At 39.0% G+C, this 20,154-nt stretch carries 21 protein-coding genes and 2 riboswitches; of the genes, 2 read left to right on the top strand and 19 right to left on the bottom strand.

Features of this window, described 5'->3' with window-relative positions; all coding sequences use genetic code 11:
- Nucleotides 1-297 precede the first annotated feature (297 nt).
- A complete protein-coding gene (gene serA, locus M3206_RS15505) occupies nt 298-1,872 on the top strand; it encodes a phosphoglycerate dehydrogenase (RefSeq protein WP_251313441.1) in 1,575 nt (524 codons plus the stop codon).
- A gap of 45 nt (nt 1,873-1,917) precedes the next feature.
- Here the strand turns inward: serA and M3206_RS15500 are convergent, their stop codons facing one another.
- The 17 genes from M3206_RS15500 to M3206_RS15420 all read right to left on the bottom strand — a co-directional run bounded on the left by M3206_RS15500 (nt 1,918) and on the right by M3206_RS15420 (nt 17,138).
- A complete protein-coding gene (locus M3206_RS15500) occupies nt 1,918-2,730 on the bottom strand; it encodes a histidinol-phosphatase (RefSeq protein WP_251313440.1) in 813 nt (270 codons plus the stop codon).
- A 290-nt stretch (nt 2,731-3,020) separates the two neighbouring features.
- Nucleotides 3,021-3,569, bottom strand: coding sequence for an ECF transporter S component (locus M3206_RS15495; RefSeq protein WP_251313439.1), 549 nt, complete (start codon nt 3,567-3,569; stop codon nt 3,021-3,023).
- On the bottom strand, nt 3,541-3,942 hold the full coding sequence (locus tag M3206_RS15490; RefSeq protein WP_251313438.1) for a DUF4430 domain-containing protein: 402 nt from the start codon (nt 3,940-3,942) through the stop codon (nt 3,541-3,543). The genes M3206_RS15495 and M3206_RS15490 overlap by 29 nt, the downstream gene beginning before the upstream one ends.
- Nucleotides 3,943-4,098: 156 nt before the next feature.
- Nucleotides 4,099-4,282: riboswitch (cobalamin riboswitch) on the bottom strand.
- Between the two features lie 107 nt (nt 4,283-4,389).
- Nucleotides 4,390-6,177 carry an ATP-binding protein gene (locus M3206_RS15485; RefSeq protein WP_251313437.1) on the bottom strand — a complete coding sequence of 596 codons (1,788 nt, stop codon included), beginning with the start codon at nt 6,175-6,177 and terminating at the stop codon, nt 4,390-4,392.
- Complete coding sequence (locus M3206_RS15480; RefSeq protein WP_066290571.1) at nt 6,174-6,890, bottom strand: response regulator transcription factor; 717 nt, start codon at nt 6,888-6,890, stop codon at nt 6,174-6,176. The genes M3206_RS15485 and M3206_RS15480 overlap by 4 nt, the downstream gene beginning before the upstream one ends.
- Nucleotides 6,891-7,049: 159 nt before the next feature.
- Entirely contained in the window at nt 7,050-8,234 is a 1,185-nt protein-coding gene (ccsB, locus tag M3206_RS15475) for a c-type cytochrome biogenesis protein CcsB (RefSeq protein WP_251313436.1), read from the bottom strand.
- Nucleotides 8,235-8,263: 29 nt separating this feature from the next.
- Nucleotides 8,264-9,868: a cytochrome c biogenesis protein ResB gene (resB, locus tag M3206_RS15470; protein WP_251313435.1), complete on the bottom strand. Its 1,605-nt coding sequence runs from the start codon at nt 9,866-9,868 to the stop codon at nt 8,264-8,266.
- Between the two features lie 12 nt (nt 9,869-9,880).
- The gene (gene resA / locus M3206_RS15465) at nt 9,881-10,411 is read right to left on the bottom strand and encodes a thiol-disulfide oxidoreductase ResA (protein WP_251313434.1); all 531 of its coding nucleotides are present in this window, start codon (nt 10,409-10,411) and stop codon (nt 9,881-9,883) included.
- 47 nt (nt 10,412-10,458) lie between these two features.
- Nucleotides 10,459-11,205: a pseudouridine synthase gene (locus M3206_RS15460; protein WP_251313433.1), complete on the bottom strand. Its 747-nt coding sequence runs from the start codon at nt 11,203-11,205 to the stop codon at nt 10,459-10,461.
- A gap of 93 nt (nt 11,206-11,298) precedes the next feature.
- On the bottom strand, nt 11,299-11,832 hold the full coding sequence (locus M3206_RS15455) for a spore maturation protein (RefSeq protein ID WP_251313432.1): 534 nt from the start codon (nt 11,830-11,832) through the stop codon (nt 11,299-11,301).
- Nucleotides 11,833-12,426 carry a nucleoside recognition domain-containing protein gene (locus M3206_RS15450; RefSeq protein WP_251313431.1) on the bottom strand — a complete coding sequence of 198 codons (594 nt, stop codon included), beginning with the start codon at nt 12,424-12,426 and terminating at the stop codon, nt 11,833-11,835.
- Nucleotides 12,420-13,589 carry a D-alanyl-D-alanine carboxypeptidase family protein gene (locus tag M3206_RS15445; RefSeq protein ID WP_251313430.1) on the bottom strand — a complete coding sequence of 390 codons (1,170 nt, stop codon included), beginning with the start codon at nt 13,587-13,589 and terminating at the stop codon, nt 12,420-12,422. The genes M3206_RS15450 and M3206_RS15445 overlap by 7 nt, the downstream gene beginning before the upstream one ends.
- Nucleotides 13,590-13,669: 80 nt before the next feature.
- Entirely contained in the window at nt 13,670-14,224 is a 555-nt protein-coding gene (locus tag M3206_RS15440; RefSeq protein ID WP_251313429.1) for an isoprenylcysteine carboxyl methyltransferase family protein, read from the bottom strand.
- On the bottom strand, nt 14,221-15,306 hold the full coding sequence (locus M3206_RS15435; protein ID WP_251313428.1) for a type III polyketide synthase: 1,086 nt from the start codon (nt 15,304-15,306) through the stop codon (nt 14,221-14,223). Before M3206_RS15435 ends, M3206_RS15440 begins: the two co-directional genes overlap by 4 nt.
- Nucleotides 15,307-15,417: 111 nt before the next feature.
- Nucleotides 15,418-15,777, bottom strand: a complete 360-nt coding sequence (locus M3206_RS15430) for a hypothetical protein (protein WP_251313427.1) — start codon at nt 15,775-15,777, stop codon at nt 15,418-15,420.
- Nucleotides 15,778-15,794: 17 nt separating this feature from the next.
- Entirely contained in the window at nt 15,795-16,388 is a 594-nt protein-coding gene (gene scpB / locus M3206_RS15425; protein WP_251313426.1) for an SMC-Scp complex subunit ScpB, read from the bottom strand.
- 6 nt (nt 16,389-16,394) lie between these two features.
- On the bottom strand, nt 16,395-17,138 hold the full coding sequence (locus M3206_RS15420; RefSeq protein ID WP_251313425.1) for a segregation/condensation protein A: 744 nt from the start codon (nt 17,136-17,138) through the stop codon (nt 16,395-16,397).
- Nucleotides 17,139-17,273: 135 nt separating this feature from the next.
- On the opposite strand from M3206_RS15420, the gene M3206_RS15415 reads away from it, so the two are divergent.
- The gene (locus M3206_RS15415; protein ID WP_251313424.1) at nt 17,274-17,786 is read left to right on the top strand and encodes a DUF309 domain-containing protein; all 513 of its coding nucleotides are present in this window, start codon (nt 17,274-17,276) and stop codon (nt 17,784-17,786) included.
- Between the two features lie 245 nt (nt 17,787-18,031).
- On the opposite strand, the gene M3206_RS15410 is transcribed toward M3206_RS15415, so the two are convergent.
- On the bottom strand, nt 18,032-18,466 hold the full coding sequence (locus tag M3206_RS15410) for a peptidylprolyl isomerase (protein ID WP_251313423.1): 435 nt from the start codon (nt 18,464-18,466) through the stop codon (nt 18,032-18,034).
- 69 nt (nt 18,467-18,535) lie between these two features.
- Nucleotides 18,536-19,858 (bottom strand): diaminopimelate decarboxylase, encoded by a 1,323-nt coding sequence (gene lysA / locus M3206_RS15405; RefSeq protein WP_251313422.1) that lies wholly within the window; start codon nt 19,856-19,858, stop codon nt 18,536-18,538.
- 91 nt (nt 19,859-19,949) lie between these two features.
- Nucleotides 19,950-20,126, bottom strand: a riboswitch (Lysine riboswitch).
- Between the last annotated feature and the right edge of the window lie 28 nt (nt 20,127-20,154).

Genomic DNA, 20,154 nt, shown 5'->3' with positions numbered 1-20,154 from the left:
GCAAACTGGACATGGCGAGGGCCATGTCCAGTTTAATCCAGGTGTGTTTATTCAAAAATAATACTTAAAAACAACACAAACCCCATTTTCAACAAAGTTGAAATGGGGTTTGTCTACGTTCTGAGCCCTCTTTTAAAGAGGGCTTTTTTTATTTTATTAAGGATGATTATCATTGTCAATTAGTTTCTTTTTTAAATGAAAACGCTATCTTAAAAAACATGGTTGTACCCTTATGAAGAATGTGTTAAATTATCAAAATATTGATGCAACTTATAAAGAATCTGAGGGGTGGAAAACGTGACAGCAACCGTTTTAGTTTGTGATGGCATTAAAAGAGAGGGTATTGAACCTTTAGAAAACCTTGAAGGGGTAGAACTCATCTTCGGAAAGATTGATGATGTAGAAAATCCTGAAGCGATCGATGGAATAATGGTCAGAAGTGCCACGAAGATTACCGAACCGGTCCTTGAAAAGTTCTCAGGCTTGAAAATTATTGCCCGTGCCGGAGTTGGTGTTGATAATATAGACCTTACAGCTGCTACAAAAAAAGGAGTTTTGGTCGTCAATGCTCCTGAAGGAAATACGATCTCAACCGCTGAACATACTTGGGCTATGATGATGTCTTTGGTACGCAACATTCCGCAAGCCAATCAATCTGTAAAAAGCGGTGAATGGAATCGAAAAAAATATTTGGGCCAGGAACTTTATCAGAAAACACTTGGTATTATTGGAATGGGCCGGATTGGTTCTGAACTCGCAAAACGTGCAAAAAGCTTTTCTATGAACGTACTTGTTTTCGATCCTTATTTCTCCTTGGAAAAACAAAAAGAATTATCTGTTACATCCGTAGACCTTGATACACTTATTCAAAAGAGTGATATTATTACCGTTCATACTCCGCTTACTAAAGACACTCGCAAACTCTTAAATTATGATAACCTGAAACACACAAAAAAGGGCGCTTACATACTCAACTGTGCCCGTGGCGGAATCATTGATGAAGAAGCTCTTCTACACTATCTGAACATTGACCATCTATCTGGATGTGCTTTGGATGTGTTTGAACAAGAGCCTCCTGTTAACCGTTCATTGATTGATCACCCAAATGTTATCGTTACTCCCCACATTGCCGCTTCAACTATAGAGGCTCAAAAGAATGTAGCTTATATGGCAAGTGATGAGATTAAATCATTTATTTTAAACAAACCATTAAAACATGCTGTAAACTTCCCGTCATTATCAAAAGATACTTATGAAAAGCTTATTGCTTATTACGATTTTTCACAAATTCTTGGTTCTTTTACTACACAATTTTTTAAAGAACCAGTCACCGAAATTTCCATCGGCTATGGCGGATCACTGTCTGAAACGGATACAACATCACTAACCAGAAGCTTTCTTTGCGGTTTTTTAAAAACAAGGCTCGGCAGACCTGTTAATGATGTCAATAGCATGGTAGCAGCTAACGAACGCGGCATCGTCGTAGGAGAAAAACGTGGAACCGACGATTATGGCTACCCGAACATCATTCATGTAAAAGTCACTGGACAAAACAGGACCTTCACATTATCCGCGACATTAGTTAAAGGGTTCGGCGGACGCATTATCCAATTAAACGGATACACTGTTGACTTTGTTCCTCAAGGCTCCCTCTTATATGTTGAGCACCGCGATACACCTGGAATTATAGGAAAAGTTGGGGCCTTTTTAGGAGAACGACATATTAATATCGCAACGATGCACGTAGGAAGAAAATCTGTAGGCGGTGAGGCAATGATGGTATTAACATTTGATACTCAGCTGCCAGAAGAGATTCAAAAAGAACTGCTGACCATCGAAGACTTACTCGTGTGTAAGCCGCTAGATCTATAATGACTACACTAAAAAACTTGGCTCATAATAAGCCAAGTTTTTTCTTTATCCTAATTCTACTTCTTTCCTTTTACCATCTTTAAAAGTCATAAGTGTAGTGTATCCTGTTTTTTTAGCCAGTTCGATTGAAGATTCATAGTTTTCCCCTACTTGATGAGGTTCGTGAGCATCAGAAGATAATACGATAGGAATCCCTTTTTTATAACAGAGTGAAAGCAGCTCAGGTTCGGGATATAACCTTCCGCAAGGTTTGCGCAGACCTGCTGACGAGATCTCTACGCATGTTTTTGAATCTTTTAAAGCGTCTGTCACCCTTTCGTACTGCTCCATTAAAAATTCTTCATCCTTTGGAACATAATTGAAAATTTTCACTAAGTCAATATGGCCGACTATATCAAAAAGATTCGATTGCGCAAGCGTTATGATTTGATCGTAATACGCTCTATATGTTTCGAACAGATCTCTTCGATCCCATTCTTTTCTGAATTCAGCAAGATCGATTCCAAAATCATCGACCCAGTGAACAGAACCGATAACGTAATCAAAGGGATAAGAGGAAATGAAGGATGCCATTTCCTCGTGACTTCCCGGCGTATAGTCCATTTCAATCGACATTCTTACGTCAAGATCTAACTTATCAGCCTTTTTAAACAGGTCTACGTAATCATCCATCGCATAATAACGTCTTTCTTCCATCCATGGCTTTGAAACAATGTTTTTTGTTTCATAGAAATGATAAGCATGTTCAGAAATCCCAAATTCCTCGATTCCTTTTTCTTTTGCTGTCTCCACAAATTTCGTTAGGTAATCAATTGTTAAAGTGCCTTTTTCAAGATGAGCATGGTAATCCGTCAGCATATTGGTCTCCTTTTACAAATGTTTTACCATATGTAAACACGAATTCCACTTTCAATCAAGTATTTAAGCTCCAAGTTTACCGCCGATAAAAAGCACACTTATACATAGGGTTAAAAATAACACCGCAAAAATACGATTCAGATAGTCTCTCATTTTGTCCTCCTCATGTTAAGAATCAACTTTACTATCCTATTCAAAGAATCATATTTTTGAACTCCATTTTCAAAAATTCTCTTGTATCGAATTACTGCAGATTCCATAGACGTTATTAGCGCAAAAAAAAACCGCCTTTAATAGGCGGCGTTTTTGTCGATATTGTTGTTGATCTGCTTCTCCATGATATATAAGAGCGGTTTGTATAACACGACAAAGAATACGAAATTTCCAACCGCATGGTTTAAATCAAACGGAAGACTTGCCAGGTAATATGGCCAGAACTTTTGAGTAAGAACCCCTCCCATTAATACCGACATAATGAAACCGAACAGAAAACCGCAGAAGCTTGCATATACACTCATGATCCACCAAGGAATCCTGTGACGATATTTTCCGAGGAGCCCGCTCATTACGGCAATGATTCCCCAAGCGATCATCTGACCGAACGTCCATATACCATGACCTAAAAAAAAGTTGGTAGTTAATGTGCTCAATATCGCTAGAATAACCCCTTGAACAGGTCCGAGTACAAACGATGCTAGTATGAGGATCGTAGTGTTAGGCTGAACGTTTGGTATCATCGTAAATGTGATGCGTCCTACTGTTAAGAGGGCTGCAAGCATTGCAAGTATCGTAATTCTTCTGATCGTAAGCTTACTCATACTTGTGGAAGTCAAATTCAACAGTATCACCAGGTTTCAATGTGATTTCTTTCGCACCCTTCATAGCCTCTTCACCATTAACAGAAAAGAACCATGATGTCTTATCCTGTTCATTTCCAGCAATCCCTTCAATACTGCTGATAAAGGAATCATCAAATTGTGTTTCTACCTTGAAATTTCCCTTCATAACATCCATTACATTTGTTTCTTCTGTAATGTCTACTTCCTTTTCTGCAACCTTCTCTTTGCCATTATCTTTTGTGATTTGAACGGTTATTTGTTCTTTTTTATTTTCTTCCGTTTTTGGCTGATCAGAAACTTTCTTTGTCTCTGTTGTTCCACAGCCAGCCATTAACATCATCAGTGCAATAAATACTAAAATAAGTTTTTTCATCCTAATACCTCTTTCTTGTCTAACGATCTTTTTTTACTTTTGTGTTTTGAACCAAAAAAAATCCCCTTCTACTACGAAGGAGATTGATAAATGGTATATAGGCAGAAAACAGCGGCCAATTGGCACTGCTTTAACACCCCCCTATCCTCGTAGGTCATGTCATGTACAAAACAGGCAGGTCTCCTGGCTCTTGATCATCGTCCCCTAACGCCTTCCCGTTTTCACAGTGGCAGATCAATTAGGTTTCTCACAATTACAGTGGCGGGACCGCAACGGAATTTAACCGTTTTCCCTATTATGCATGTCCAATATGGACAGCACCTGTTTAAACACTTATGAAATTTTCTTTCCCACTTCATTATAACCGACTGGAGAAAATTGTGAAATTATTTTTTCAAGTGGTCCTTGTTCCTTATGAAACAAGATTAATCGGGAAAGAATGATAATTTATTTCACCGTTCGAGGTATTAGGAAAGAGAATGTTGTACCTTCATTATTTTTACTATGAACATTAATTTGGCCACCATGAGCTTCTACAATGTTTCTGGCGATCGCAAGTCCAAGACCCGTACCTCCAGATTTTCCTCTTGTTCTTGCTTTATCACCTTTATAAAAACGTTCAAAAACAAATGGAAGATCCTCTTCTTTAATTCCTGTTCCGTTGTCTTTTACGAAAAACTTAACAGCACTATCCGTTGATTCAATGGACAGATGAACCATTCCTCCATGTGAAGTATGACGAATGGCATTATCTATTAAGTTCGTTAAGACTTGTTCGATTCGATCAGGATCGATATCCATCTCGTCTTGGTTACCGGAAATATGAAGTGTTAGCTTTATGTCTCTGTCTTTCGCAGGACCTTGGAATTTTCTTACGATACGTTCAGCGAATGGATGGATGGTTAAATGTGAATAATGGAGCTTCATATGTCCTGCTTCCAACCTGGCAAGATCGAGCAATTCATTTACAAGTCTTCCCATCCTTTTTGACTCATCTAAAATAATCCCTGCTAATTCCTTCTTCTCTTCTTCTGATTCTGCAACATCATCGACAATCGCCTCGCTGTATCCTTGAAGCATTGCTATAGGTGTTTTTAGTTCATGAGAGACATTTGCTACAAAATCTTCACGTAATTTATCCATTCTTCGCTCTTCTGTCATATCACGCAAGACCGCAACAGCACCGCGGATTACGGAATGGTCATATAAAGGGGTCATAACGATCACCCATGACCGTCCCTGCAGGTTGATTTCGGCCATCTGCTCGCTTTCTAGTGAAACCACCTGTTGAAACAGCTGCGTTACGGCAATTGGTACATTTCCCCCGACTTCATCCTTCATGCCAGATTCATAATAAAAAGCTTGTAAAAAACGGTCAGCAGGGGGATTCGTTACTAGGATATTCATCTTTCTATCAAATGTAATAACACCATCAGCCATTGAACTTAAGATACTTGTAAGCTGTTCTTTTTCCTGATTCAACGCGGTAATATTGTTTTTCAGCTGACGGCCCATCCTATTAAAGGTCATACCTAGTTCACCGATCTCGTCATGTGTTAAGATGGGTACTTTCATATCGAATTCACCTTTTGCTATAGAAGTAGCAGCTTCTCTCATTTTCCTTAAAGGAGCTGTTATTCTAGTAGATAAAAAGAAAGCAAAAATGATTGTAAGTACAATAGCTATACCCGCTGCTAGAAAGATAAGGTATTTTGTATGGTTTGTTGTTTTTGTTATATTCTCGATCGATTGGTAAACATATACGCCGCCTTTGCCGTTTTCTGTTTCGTAGGGTTCACCATAAAGAATCATTGTATGCGAAGATTCTTTATCTTTCGTGATAACAGGGAACTCGTCCCTTAAATAGATCTTTTTTTCTTTATCCACCACGGAAGATAACTTTTCGTTATCACTAAAAACTGAAACAGGTATATAAGGGGCATCGCTGAATGAATGATTGGCGATAAATGATTCCTGATTTTCGTCAATAATCATAATGGACATGGAATAGGCTTCTGCCATTTCACTTGTAATCCTGATCGCTTCTTCTTTATTTTTATCCTTCTCCATAATCAAAACAAGCCTGTCAGCCATTTTCGTTAACTGTTCTCTTGCCTGATTATCATAAAAATTCTCAAAAAACTGTGTAAGCAATATAGTCAGTACAGTCAATACGACTAATACCAACAATAAAATAGTTACTGAGAGTTTACCTACAACACTCCTCCAGATCATTCATTTCCCGCCTCAAATTTATATCCAACACCCCATACTGTTGCAATCATTGAGGCTGCATCTGGAGAGACTTTGTTTAATTTCTCACGCAGTCTTTTTACATGTGTATCGACCGTTCTTAAATCACCAAAAAATTCATAGTTCCAAACATCCTTTAATAACTGCTCACGAGCGTAAACTTTATCAGGTGTTTTAGCTAAGTAGTATAATAACTCATATTCTTTTGGAGTTAAGTTGACTTCTTTTCCACCTGCTGTAACACGATGAGCGTCATGGTCGATCGTAAGGTGCTTAAATACCACTACATTTTTTGCGACGGTTTCCGTTTGGAGGAATTTCGTTGGTGAAGATCTTCTTAAGAGTGCTTTAACTCTTAAGATCACTTCCCTTGGACTGAATGGTTTGGCGATATAATCATCCGTACCTGCTTCGAACCCTTGGATCCTATTCAGCTCTTCGCCTTTAGCAGTTAGCATAATAACTGGAGTGGCTTTCTTTTCTCTAAGCTTTTCGCACACTTCTATTCCATCCATACCCGGAAGCATCAAATCTAGCAGAATAAGATCAAAGTTAATTGACACAGCCATTTGAAGGGCTTCTTCTCCATTTTCTGCTTCATGTACTTCATAGTTTTCTCTTTCTAAATACATCGTTAATAATTTTCTAATCCGTTCCTCATCATCGACGACTAAAATTTTTGCTTCTGTATTCATTTTCAAGCCTCCACATGAATTCATTGAGAAATTTTCTTATCGTATCTGTCTTGTCTCTATCATACATGAATTTTCACTCTTGGAACAAACAGGATACACTTCTTCTTACTTATAAAAAAGTCCCTCTTATATCAAGAGAGACCTTTAAGAATGTTTTTATTATGCATAGGAGTGTAATCCTACTAAGACGAGATTAACGGCAATCAGATTAAAGGTAATGATCCAGAATCCTAACACGCAGAGCCATGCAGATTTTTCACCATGCCAACCTCTTGAAAGCCTAAAGTGGAGATATGCTGCATAGAACAAGAAAGTAATCAGTGCCCATACTTCTTTAGGATCCCAGCCCCAAAACCTTGACCAAGCCTCCTGTGCCCAGATCATCGCAAAAATCAATGCACCTAATGTAAATATTGGAAAACCTATCGCTACTGCTCGATAGCTGATTTCATCGAGAAGTTCAGATTTTATCTTCACCTTCGGCTGAAGTGCAGCTCCGATTCTTTTTCTTAAAATAACTCTTAAGAGCCCATACAAAACGGCCCCTGAGAGGAGTGACCAGATAAACGTGTTCAATTTAATGGATGCATCTACACCATTCATCCATGATGGTGTTGAAAAAACAGGACCGAAAGAATCATCCAATGGTTCTCCGTTTGCTGGTCCTGCAATTACCGGCATCTCATAAACAATTTTTTCCGGCTGGTTCTGATCGTTCATGATTTCAAAGCTTGCTTCATAACCCAACCCTTTGAAAGCTGCGGAAATTACGATGAAACCTACTACACTTACCAAAGTGTATAAAACGATCTCAATCCACATCGTTTTCTTGGATGAAATAGATTGATCCACTGTACGAATTAAATAAATTAATCCTGAAACGAATGAAATCGCAAGTATTCCTTCACCTAAAGCCGCTGTCGTAACATGGATCTTCAGCCAGTCACTTTGAAGGGCTGGAATAAGAGGTGAGATATCCTTTGGAAACATACTTGCATAAGCAATAACAAGCAGAGCCACTGGCATCGCAAAAACACCCAATCCATTCGTACGGTAAATGGCATAAAGAATAATAAATGCAAGAACCATCATCATTCCAAAGAACGTTGTAAATTCAAATAGATTACTTACTGGAGCATGTCCACTAGCAATCCAGCGTGTAATGAAATACCCTAATTGCGCTGCAAAACCAACACACGAAGTGATGAATCCAATTTTACCCCATTTTTGTGTATGAGCTGCTTTTTCATGTTTTTTATCTGAAAGTGACATTGCAAAAAACAGGGTAGCAAATAAATAAATGATGAATGCACCATATAAAAGTGTACTGCTTATTTCAGCCATCCTAAACCCCTCCTGCTCGAACGGTACATCTATTTCGGATCGGTTTCCTTCTCAACTAATGGCGTTATGCCTGTTTTGTCAACAAGGAAATCTAGATCTTTCTTCAAGCCATACCAGTTCTTATTCGTGTGAGCTGCTGCCCACACTCCATCTTGATTCTGTTTAATCCAAATTCTTCTGTAGTTCCAATATAAGCCTTGCGTAACACCGATCATAAAAATGATTCCGCCCAGAGCAATGATCCACAGCGTATGATCTTTCTTAACTGTTAATGCCGTTAAATCCTTAGTCTCAATGCCTGCAAATGACATTTTGAACTGATTCTCACCAGCTTCAATGTTCTTTTGAATACCTACGAAAGCTTTTTCGCCTTTTGGCGTTTTGGGAGAATACATTGAGAATACAAAAGCAGGGTTATCCGGCAAGTTGTTTATGGTAGATGGCTGATTTTGTTCGTTAAGAATAAAGTTCGGAAAATACTCCTCGATCTCAACTTTATAGCCATTACTTAAATCATACTTCTTCTTAGGATCATGCAGGTCAACAGTCAGTTTTCCAAACTTCTTGCCAGTTGCTTTCTCCTCTAACTCAAAACTCATCTTAGAGAATTCATTAAGCTTAAAATCAGTCTGATAAAGGGCAAATGAATCGAATTTAAGCGGTTCATTTACTCGAATTTCACCGTCTTGTACTTTGACTAATTCAGGATCCTCTCCAATCGTATGATTGGGCTTTGTTTTGTACAATGTGACATTACTTTGATAGTTTTTCGCTACTTCGCCATTTACAGAACTAAGTGCACCATTAAACTTCTTATCTTTCTTATCATACATTTCGAGAATAAATTCTTTGTTTTCTAAGTAATATTGTCCTTCATCACTCTTCGTACCTGGTATGGATGCTTTTTCACCTTCCCTGACCCACAAAATTTCATCCACATACATGCCCGGAAAGAATCTGAGCATTGCACCCAGTAAGAAAATGATTAATCCCACATGGTTTACATACGCACCCCATCTGGAAAAGCGGCCTTTCTCAGCAAACAGATTGCCATTTTCTTCTCGTACTTTATAGCGCAATGATTCAAGTGTATATTTGATCTCATCTAGTTCCGCTTCTTTACTAATCGAGAACAAGCGCTGTTTCTTCATAAATTGATCATGTCTTGTCACTCTTTGCGTTTTAAGTGCTTTATAAAGGGGTATACCTCGGTCAAGGCTGGCAATAATAAGAGAAACCCCCAACATACCAAGCAGTATGATAAACCACCATGATCCATAAAGGTTATGAAAACCTAATAAATAATAAATTAATCCTAATGTTCCGTATTCGCTTTCATAATGAGTCGCAGGATCAACATTCGGAGGGATAAACGTTTCCTGTGGAAATATTGTCCCGATAGCAGCAGCGACCAATATGAGTATAATCAACCAAACTCCAACTCTTACAGACGAAAAGAAGTTCCAAATATGATCTACAAACGTCTTATTATAAGTTTGAGATCGTCGGGCACTTCCTTCATAACGCATGCTCGATAGTACTTCAACGTCATTATCCAATGGTTTCCCACAGGCTTGGCAAAGACTTGTACCGTATGGATTGGAGTGGCCGCATTCACATGTTATTGATTGCATATTTTCACCCCGTTACGGCTTGATTTTTTCCATAAAGGAAATAATTTTCTTTTCAGAAAGTGATTCGCTTGTTCGTCCCACCACTTTTCCGTTCTTATCTATTAGAATCGTAGTTGGGATCGGCCCAATACCATATGCCTTCGTTACTTCTCTTTGTCTATCCATCGGTATTGGAAAAGTTAAACGATAACGATCTGCAAAATTGTTTACGGATACATTCGTTTCACTAACATTCACAGCTAGGATTTCTACACCTTGTTTTTTATAGGTTTCGTATTGTCTTTGCATATAGGGCATCTCCCGTTCACAAGGCTTGCACCATGTTCCCCAAAAGTTCAAGAAGACTCCCTTACCACGATAATCTTCCAGTTCAACCCGATTGCCATTAAGATCAGTAAGTACAAAATTAGGAGCGATGTCTCCCTTTTTTATGTAAGTACCACTTTCTTCAAAGATACTGTTATAGATTGTATAACCGATCGCGATAACTAATATGGCAAGCAAAGCAGAGCGAAACCAAAATCTTTTCTTCTTCAACTTCATCCGCTCCTTTTAGCCGCTTCCATTTTACTATAACTTGAAAAAAAAGCCTATCTACGGCTTTTTTTTGACGTTTGTGTGACAGCCATATTTCTTAGCTGTTTTATTTCATGTGGAGTTAATTCTCTAAATTCGCCTGGATTGAGTCCTTTGAGATCAAGAAATCCATATCTTTCACGCTTTAGCTTCATTACTGGACATCCGATCGCTTCAAGCATTCGTTTAACTTGCCGATTCTTTCCTTCATGAATCGTTAGCTCTACAATAGCTGTTCCTTTCTTCTTATCGATCGAAGTTACCTTCGCTCTAGCAGGCGCAGTCATTCCATCTTCTAGGCGGATTCCTCGTTCAAGCTGCTTAATCTTCTCTCTTGGAGGAATACCTTTCACTTTAGCGATATAGACTTTGTCCAACTTGTAACGGGGATGCATCAGTACGTTTGCAAATTCTCCGTCATTCGTCATAATAAGGACACCCGTAGTGTCATAATCCAATCTTCCAACCGGGAAAACACGCTGTTCGATGATATCTTTGAAATAATCTGCAACCGTTTTACGTCCCTTATCATCGGATACGGCTGTTATAACTCCAGAAGGTTTGTACATCAAAAAATAAACGGGCTGCTCCCGTTGGATTTGAATTTCGTTCACTTCAATCTTATCTTTTGTTCCGACTTTTGTTCCCAGTTCGGTCACTACGTTTCCGTTTACTTTCACTTTGCCTTCACGGATTAATTCCTCTGCTTTTCTTCGAGAAGTTATACCGCTCTGAGCAATCACTTTTTGCAATCGTTCCATCATTTCACCTCATGTCTCATCATACCTTCATTATTCGTAATACTCAACCACGATAAACGTAAAAAAGAGCCAAAATGGCTCTTTTTGTTCGGTTCAACTATAAAAAAGGAGTGAAATCGCTGCGATTGATGCTAAAAATCCGATTAAATCTGCTAATAGCCCGACCTTTACTGCGTATTTCATTTTTTTAATACCGACTGCTCCAAAATAGACGGTAAGTACATAAAAGGTCGTATCTGTACTTCCTTGTATCGTTGAAGCAAGTCTGCCAATAAAAGAGTCGGGTCCGTGAGTGGCGATAAGATCAGATGTCATCCCAAGTGCCCCTGTCCCAGAAATGGTTCTCATTAACCCAAGCGGAACAACTTCTGCTGGTATATGAAACAATGAAAATATGGGACGCATAGCAAGCATGATATAATCTAATGCTCCTGATGCTCTAAAAACAGATATAGCTACCAGCATCCCCACTAAAAATGGAATAATATTAATCGCGATCGAGAACCCTTCTTTTCCTCCTTCTACAAACGTTTCATAAGTCGGAACTTTTTTATAGGTTCCATAGAGCAAAATAAAACCGATTAGTAGAGGAATAAACCAAACAGAAAAGGATTGAACAAAATCCATCTATTTACCTCCCTTTTGCAGAGAGCGGTAATAATAATATCTGTCGATCAGGATAGCTCCAATTGTTGCAACCGCGGTAGCTAAAAGTGTTGGTGCGACGATATCAGTTGGAGACTGAGAGTTATAACTCATTCGTATTGCGATGATTGTAGTAGGAATTAATGTGATGCTTGATGTATTAATCGCGAGCAATGTAATCATAGAGCGGCTCGCTTCGTTCTTTCCACCATTTAAGATCTTAAGCTGCTCCATCGCTTTTATCCCCATCGGTGTAGCCGCGTTCCCAAGTCCAAGCAAGTTCGCCGCCATGTTAGATAAAATATATCCTTGTGCTGGATGATCTTTCGGAATATCCGGAAAAAGCCATTTAACAATGGGACGAAAAAGTTGTGCGAGGACTTCTAACAATCCTCCTTTTTCTGCTATTTTCATTATACCAAGCCAAAAAACTAAAATACTTATCATGCCAAAACTCAAAGTTACCGCTTCTTTAGCACTTGTAAAAATAGCTTCATTCACCTTATCCATGCTGCCATTTATAGCTGCCACCACAAATCCGACTACCATCATTCCCATCCAAATATAATTCACCATAAGCCCTTATGCTCCCTTGCAATAAAGAAAAGCTGGTCCAGCATCTCTTTAAATGTTGTCCAGATACTATCTTTGTAAGGTTTGATTAAGGCTTTTCCATCATAATAAAGCGGCAAATCTGCTATTCTTAAATCATTTAAATCTATATAATACCTACCTATTGGTTTAGGAATATCTTCTTCCTTCCATTCACCTGATTTAGGGAGTTTATATAATTGGATGGAAGAAGAGATCTGTTTCATCTCTTCTTTCATCAATGGATATGAAAAAGTGCGGTTCGCTTCTACTTTTCCTTTATAACCCTTATCTTTAATGCTGGAGACTTTACCTTCTTTAATCAGCTCCGTCATTTTAAAAGAGTGAAATCCCCACTCGAACATATTTCTATGATCAACCCAATCATCTGGATCATTTAAAGTAACGGCGATAAGCTCCATTCCATCCTTCTCGGCTGTCGAGACCAACGTTCTTTTTGCACGTTTTGTATAGCCTGTCTTTCCGCCAGTAGAATTCTCATACAGCTTTAACATTTTATTTTTGTTACGCCACACTCTGTCCCACTTTTCCCCTGTTTGCTCGGAACGGTATACCTTTGTTGCCGAAATATCTTTGAAGGTCTCATTGTTCATGGCATATCTAGTCAGAAGTGCCATGTCATAAGCAGTCGAATAATGATCTTCATGTGTATCTAATCCATGGGGGTTTCTAAAGCGAGTATGTTTCATCCCTATTTCTTCAGCTTTCTGGTTCATTAGATAGGCGAAACCATCTAAACTTCCACCCACATGTTCTGCGATGGCAACAGCCGAATCATTACCTGAACGCAGCATCAAACCGTACACCAAATCAGTTAAGGGGATCTTCTCACCAGGTTTTAAATAGAGAGAAGATCCCTCTGTTTTCGCAGCATGTTCGGTTATAGTCACAGTATCCTGCATTTTTCCAGATTCAATTGCAAGGATCGCTGTCATTATTTTGGTTATACTTGCGATTCTCATAGGACGGTGTTCATTCCGGCCAAATAAGACCCTTCCCGATGATTGTTCCATCAGTACAGCTGCCTTGGCTGATACTCCAGGTTCAGCTTTTGCTTCTTGCGGGAAAACTGCAAGGATAAGCGAGCATATTACGAGGTAAATAAGAGGTGAAATGATATATTTCATTCAAAATCCCGCCCTTTAGGTGTTTTGTAAAAGTTTATGCAAACCGGGACAGGTTATGAATGGGATTTACTTCCGCTAAATTATTGACTAGGAAAAAAACGCTGCTTTTGACCGTGTCTATTTTCGTAATCCGTAAGCTCCATTAGTGCTTTTTCTTCTGTTGGTATTCGTACCCGAAGCATCAAAATGTTTAAGACCGTAAATATTATTGCGGAAACAAAAGCCCCAAAAATGAGAGGGATGACTAAAAGTTCTAAAGAAACAACTAAGTAATTAGGGTGTCTTATAAAACGATAAGGTCCTTTAGCTACAACTTCAGCACCGGGAAGCAGGACAATCTTTGTATTCCAATAAATGCCTAATGAGGTGATCGCCCAAATACGGACAACTTGGGCTATCAAAAACAAGACAAATGGAACTAACCACCATGAAGGAGGAGTTGAACCAAAAAACATGACTTCCAAAAATAAAAAGACGAAGAAAGAGACATGCATCATGACCATCCATTTATAATGGCTGCTCCCTGCCTCAACTGCTCCCATGGATAAAAGCGTTTCTTCGTTCTTTTTAGCTATTTTCACTTCAGTAAGTCTCTGAATGATTAAAAAGATCCAAAATACGAGAAACCAATTCACCGTTGTTTCCTCCATTCAACCAGCAAGAGCTCTGATGAGAAGCCAGGACCGAGTGCTGCCATAATGCCTAAATCGCCTTTACTTTGTTCGATCTCCAAAAACTGCTTTAATACATAAAAGACAGTTGCAGAAGACATATTACCGTTTGATTTTAGAACATCCCGTGAAATATCTGTTTTAGAAAGAGGCAAGCCAAGAGCATCAACATATGCCTGAAGAACTTTCTTACCTCCTGGATGTGCGATAAAATTTTTAATCTGCTCGCCTGTAAGTTGATTTCGATTTAAGAATTCATCAACGTTTGGTTTTAGCCACGTCCGGATGACGTTAGGGATATCACGTGAAAATACAACATAAAGACCAGTATCTTTTATCTCCCATCCCATCACATCTTCTGAATGAGGTTTTAACGTGGACATTGTATCTAAAATATAAGGCTGTAGTTCTTCGGTTCGTAAAGTGTCTGATTCATCTCCACATATGAGCGCACAAGCAACGCCATCAGCAAATAAAGAAGTCCCTACAAGATTACTTTTCGATAAATCCTCATGCTGAAACGTCAGACTGCATAATTCAACACTTAATACGAGCACGTTAGCTTTCGGATATGCCTTACAGTAGTCAAAAGCTCTTGAAAAGCCGGATGCACCACCTGCACATCCTAATCCCCAAATCGGTATTCGTTTCGTATGTGAGGAAAACGGAAGCATATTCATGATTCTAGCTTCGATACTTGGTGTTGATAATCCAGAACTTGAGATATAAAAGATGGCATCAATTTCTTCATACGGAACGATAGGATTATCTGTCGGCCCTAAACATTTTTGAATGCATTCTGCTCCGAGATTGGTAGCAAAGTCTATGTATAAATCATTCTTTTCCTGAAAAGTTCTCTTCTGCTTAAACCATTCAATGGGCATTACAAAATATCTAGATGAAATCTCCCCATTCTGAAAAACTTTTAATAATCGTTCAATATCTGAAAAAGCATCTTGAAATAAATTCCTTGCAAATTCCATGGTTTCTGTTTGCGATAGTTTGTGCGGTGGATTAACGGTTTCAACTGCTGCTATTCTGGGCAAAAGATTTCTCTCCTTTGACTCGTTATACTTATTTTTTAATTTACCCTTAACCCGCCATTTAAAACAAAACCCAAACGCAAATAAAAAACAGCCATGATTGGCTGCTGAATTTTAATTCAAAGAGTTTAGAGAATTGGTTATTGTCTTTTCGTCAGGATTCATAAAAAGACGCTTAAACTCTTCATAATCATTCAAATAAACTCGTTTTCTTTTCAAATATGAATCATGTTTACTGAGTGCTGCTAATGCTGCTAATTCACGGATTTTATATTTTTGAAGAAGCGGCTTCCAAAAATCGTGCTCTTTTAACTCATCTTCAAGTTTTTCTTCAAAATAACGAACATAAAGGAGATGAAAAGTATGTTTTACACCTTTTATTTCATACGTTGCTTCTGAGCGGTTAAAAAAATCCTCTGATGTATTCGGCTTCTCTTTTTCTAATTCAATTCCATCAATATGATGAATCAGCAAAACAGGTACCCCCTTATTTAGTTATCTTCAAAAGACATAGATTCTTGAAACTTTGAAAAGAATAAATCTGCCTCCTGTTCCACACTTTCCTCTTGAATATTTTCAGGGAGAGGAGGCAATTCTTTGATTGACTGCAGGCCGAAATGATCCAAAAACGCTTTGGTCGTTCCGTACAAGATCGCTCTTCCGGTTCCCTCAGCTCTTCCGACTTCCTTAACTAGCCCTTTTGCAGACAAAGTTTGAAGAGGCTTTTCTGTTTTCACCCCTCTAACTTCTTCGATCTCTGATCTGGTAATCGGTTGCTTATAAGCTATAATCGCTAAAGTCTCAAGAGCCGCTTGTGATAGAGTGGAATGACTAGGGGTTTCGACAAGACGCTCATAATAAACAGCATGATCTGGTTTCGTCACGAACTGAAGAGAACCTGCGTATTCTACGATCGTCATCCCTCTGTCGGATGAAAGATAGCTCTCTTTCAATTCATTAATAATCTCATCGGTCTCCTTGGTTTCTTTCTCGAGCACTTGTGCAATTTGTTTGCGGTCGATCCCTTCATCACCGCTGACAAAGAGTAAACCTTCAATCACTGCTTTTATTTCATTTCGTTCCAAATCCTTTTACTCCTCCATCATGGTAATATATATTTCACTAAAATGGTCTTGCTGCTCACAGTTAATACTTTTCACTTTCATCAATTCCAAAATCGCCAGAAATGTAACAACTACATGTTCTTTTGAACCTTTTTCAAATAGATCTGTAAAACGCCTTTTACCACCAACTGATTGGAGTGACTGTTTGATCTGATCCATCCTTGTCTCAATGGGTATTTCTTGGCGTTCAATCGTGGTCTGTTTTGGTGCACGAGTCACTTTTTCCTGAAAGATTTTCTGCATAGCCTGCAGCATGTCATAGAGCGTTACGTTTGTAACCTGCTGAGCAGTCTCTTCTTTTTCAAACTGACTTAAATCCATCGGTTCTCTCGTATAAACTAAGCTTCTTGCAGCTTCTCTTTCCTTTAGTTCATCAGCTGCATACTTATATTTCCTGTACTCGATCAATCTTCTTACCAATTCATCTCTTGGATCTTCTTCAACGCCCAACTCCATCTGCTGATCGAAAAAATCATCTTCATGTTTTGGTAACAGCATCTTGCTTTTTATCGCAAGCAATGTTGCAGCCATGACTAAATATTCACTGGCAACATCCAGCTTAAGCTCTTTCATCGTGTGTATATATTGCATGTATTGCTCTGTAATGATGGCTACAGGAATATCATAAATATCTACTTCGTAGGTTTGAATTAAATGAAGCAGCAAATCAAGCGGACCTTCAAATCCATCAAGCTTCACACTATATTGCATAACATTTCCCCAGTTTTAAACGTTTTTTGTATTATAAAATTATATCATATTTTCACGCTTCAGAAGTTTGATTTTTATTGATGAACAGCCTGTGATAAACTAAAGCGTAAAAACGCAAAAGGGGATGAGCACAAGTTGGATTATCCGGAAGCATGGATAGACTATTTAATTTATTTTCATGTTGATCAAGACTTTTTTGAATGTCATGAAGTACTCGAGGAGCATTGGAAGAACGAAGGTATGAAGGGAAACCTTTGGCCTGGCCTCATCCAGATCGCTGTCGCACTCTACCATCAAAGACGCGGAAATATGAACGGTGCAAAAAGAATGATAACAAGCGGTATCCAAAAGCTTTATACTGAAAAAAAAGCCTTACTAAATTTAGGAATCGAACTCGATCCATTTTTTCATATCATTGAGGAACGGAAACTTGATATACAACAACAAAAAGAGTTTCAACCCATCTCACTTCCAATAACATCAGAATTATTAGAAGTATGTCTCTTAAAGACAGCAAAAACGGAAGAAGACTGGGGCAACCATGGCAATCCAGACGAGAACATCATCCACAAACATAGACTAAGAGACAGAACTTCTGTCATCGAAGAAAGAGAAAAGCAAAAGCTTCATAAAAAACGATTCACTTAACATAGAGCGGAAGGTTGCCAACTCTTCGAAAATGACAAATCACATTTTCATCGTACGATGATTCGCTGCCACAGCCTTCCTTGTCCTACGGGACGAGCGGTCAGGGGGAGACTCCTAATGGAACGAAGTGGCAGGAGGCTCACCGCACGCCCCGTGGAAAACGAACAACCTGGAGCGGAAAGTAACACTTTCAAAAACGACATTGAATACGAAAAAAGAGCCCCGGTTTCCCGGGGCTCTTCCTTTTACTCTTCCCAAACTTTAACTTCTTTCATTACATCGCCTTGTTTAATGCGTAAAACTGTGTCCATTCCTTCAGTAACTTGTCCGAAAACAGTGTGTACGCCATCTAAATGCGGTTGAGGCTCATGTACGATAAAGAACTGGCTTCCACCTGTATCACGGCCAGCGTGAGCCATAGATAGAGAACCTGCTACATGTTTGTGAGGATTTCCTTCTGTTTCACAAGGAATGGAGTAACCAGGGCCACCAGCGCCTGTTCCAGTCGGATCTCCACCTTGTGCTACGAAACCAGGGATTACACGATGGAAAGTAACACCATTATAAAATCCTTCGTTCGCAAGTTTCTCGAAGTTTTCTACTGTACCAGGTGCGTCCTCTTGATATAGATCAAATAAAATCTTTTCACCATTTTCAAATTCGATTGAACCTTTTTTCATTTAAAATAGGCCTCCTTAAGTCTCATTCACCTACCATTGTACGGTGAAATGACAGCCCCGTAAACTAATTTAAACAAAAACCTTCGATTTAAGCGGCATATCTTGTCTGATTAAATCTGCATACGTTTCACGTTTAACAACAAGCTGATCCTCCCCATTTTCTGCAAAAACAACTGCAGGCCGCTGAATTCGGTTATAATTATTAGCCATACTGTAGCCATAGGCTCCCGTACAAGATACAGCTAGATAATCTTGATCCGTTACTTCTGGCAGTTCCAGATCCCAAATGAGCATATCTCCACTCTCACAGCACTTCCCTGCAATGGAAACGGTTTGTGAAGGCTTTTCGTTCATATTATTCGCTACATAAGCGTCATATTTAGCCTGATACAGGGCTGGGCGTATGTTATCTGTCATACCTCCATCTACTGATACATAATGCCTTACTCCTTCAATCTCTTTTTGGGAGCCGATTGAGTAAATGGTTGTGCCAGCATCTCCAACGAGTGATCTTCCTGGTTCGATCCAAAGTTCTGGCATTGATTTCCCATCGAAATCAGCCATTTTGCGTTGTACTTCATCGATCATGGCCAAAACATACTGCTCTGGTTCAAGCGGTGTGTCTTCAGAAGTGTATTGGATCCCAAAACCACCACCTAGATTTACAACGCTAGGAAAATAGTTAAATCTTTCTTCCCAAATCTTAAAGTGACTAAAAAGCTTATCGATCGCTAAAGTGAAACCTTCTGTTTCAAAGATCTGAGAGCCGATATGACAGTGAATACCAAGGACCTCAAAATATTCAGATCCCAGGACTTCATCTAAAGCTTTATCTGCTTGCCCGCTCCCTAAATCAAAGCCGAATTTCGAATCTTCCTGGCCAGTTATGATGTAATCATGTGTATGAGCTTCAATACCAGGAGTCAGACGCAATAAAACTTTCACTGTTTTATTTAATTTTCTGCAAAGCGTCTTTAACAGGTTAATTTCATAAAAATTATCTACTACAATGCACCCTACTCCTGCCGTAAGTGCGAATTCTAATTCTTCAGGGCATTTGTTATTGCCATGGAAATGGATACGTTCTGCCGGAAATTCTGCCTGGAGGGCTGTATAAAGTTCTCCGCCTGAAACTACATCCAAACTTAAACCTTCTTGATCCATAAGCTGAATGATTGCAATGGAAGAAAACGCCTTGCTGGCATATGCTACCTGATACCCAACACCTTTTTCTTCAAATGCTTTCTTGAATCCTCTTGCTCTTGTTCGTATTAATTCAACATCATATAGATATAGCGGTGTGCCATATTTTTTTGCTAGCTCGACGGTATCTGTTCCGCCTATCCACAGATGATTGTTTTTTCCGATTTTAGCTGTACCGTGTAAGTTCACAATTAATCCCCTCTCCATGATATGGAGCATTCAATCCCGACAATTAAAAAGACAGCCGCAATTAAGGCAGGCTGTCATGACCGTGCCCTCATGTCGGAATAGCTCTCCACTACTGTTGTAGTGACAGTCCGCTGCTTATTCAACAACGGCCCAGCATAAAAAGAAATGGAAATCTTTTTACACTTCGGCAAATTGACCTTTCGACATATTTCATCGCTTTCCATGAACTCCATATGCTACTTATTCGTTTTGCGCCTCTACCTCATATGAGGCATATATTGAATTAGTTATGAATT

The organism is Fictibacillus phosphorivorans (assembly GCF_023715845.1).
Lineage (GTDB): Bacteria > Bacillota > Bacilli > Bacillales > Fictibacillaceae > Fictibacillus > Fictibacillus phosphorivorans_D.
The sequence above is the reverse complement of the archived record's forward strand: the minus strand, read 5'-3'. Positions and strand labels throughout refer to the sequence as shown.

Bases quoted from the DNA above. Each gene is read 5' to 3' on its own strand.
- M3206_RS15500 (WP_251313440.1), bottom strand. From the start codon at position 2,730: ATGCTGACGGATTACCATGCTCATCTTGAAAAAGGCACTTTAACAATT.
- M3206_RS15490 (WP_251313438.1), bottom strand. From the start codon at position 3,942: ATGAAAAAACTTATTTTAGTATTTATTGCACTGATGATGTTAATGGCT.
- M3206_RS15485 (WP_251313437.1), bottom strand. From the start codon at position 6,177: ATGATCTGGAGGAGTGTTGTAGGTAAACTCTCAGTAACTATTTTATTG.
- M3206_RS15480 (WP_066290571.1), bottom strand. From the start codon at position 6,890: ATGAATACAGAAGCAAAAATTTTAGTCGTCGATGATGAGGAACGGATT.
- ccsB (WP_251313436.1), bottom strand. From the start codon at position 8,234: ATGGCTGAAATAAGCAGTACACTTTTATATGGTGCATTCATCATTTAT.
- resB (WP_251313435.1), bottom strand. From the start codon at position 9,868: ATGCAATCAATAACATGTGAATGCGGCCACTCCAATCCATACGGTACA.
- resA (WP_251313434.1), bottom strand. From the start codon at position 10,411: ATGAAGTTGAAGAAGAAAAGATTTTGGTTTCGCTCTGCTTTGCTTGCC.
- M3206_RS15460 (WP_251313433.1), bottom strand. From the start codon at position 11,205: ATGGAACGATTGCAAAAAGTGATTGCTCAGAGCGGTATAACTTCTCGA.
- M3206_RS15455 (WP_251313432.1), bottom strand. From the start codon at position 11,832: ATGGATTTTGTTCAATCCTTTTCTGTTTGGTTTATTCCTCTACTAATC.
- M3206_RS15450 (WP_251313431.1), bottom strand. From the start codon at position 12,426: ATGGTGAATTATATTTGGATGGGAATGATGGTAGTCGGATTTGTGGTG.
- M3206_RS15445 (WP_251313430.1), bottom strand. From the start codon at position 13,589: ATGAAATATATCATTTCACCTCTTATTTACCTCGTAATATGCTCGCTT.
- M3206_RS15420 (WP_251313425.1), bottom strand. From the start codon at position 17,138: ATGCAATATAGTGTGAAGCTTGATGGATTTGAAGGTCCGCTTGATTTG.
- M3206_RS15410 (WP_251313423.1), bottom strand. From the start codon at position 18,466: ATGAAAAAAGGTTCAATCGAATTTGAAAATGGTGAAAAGATTTTATTT.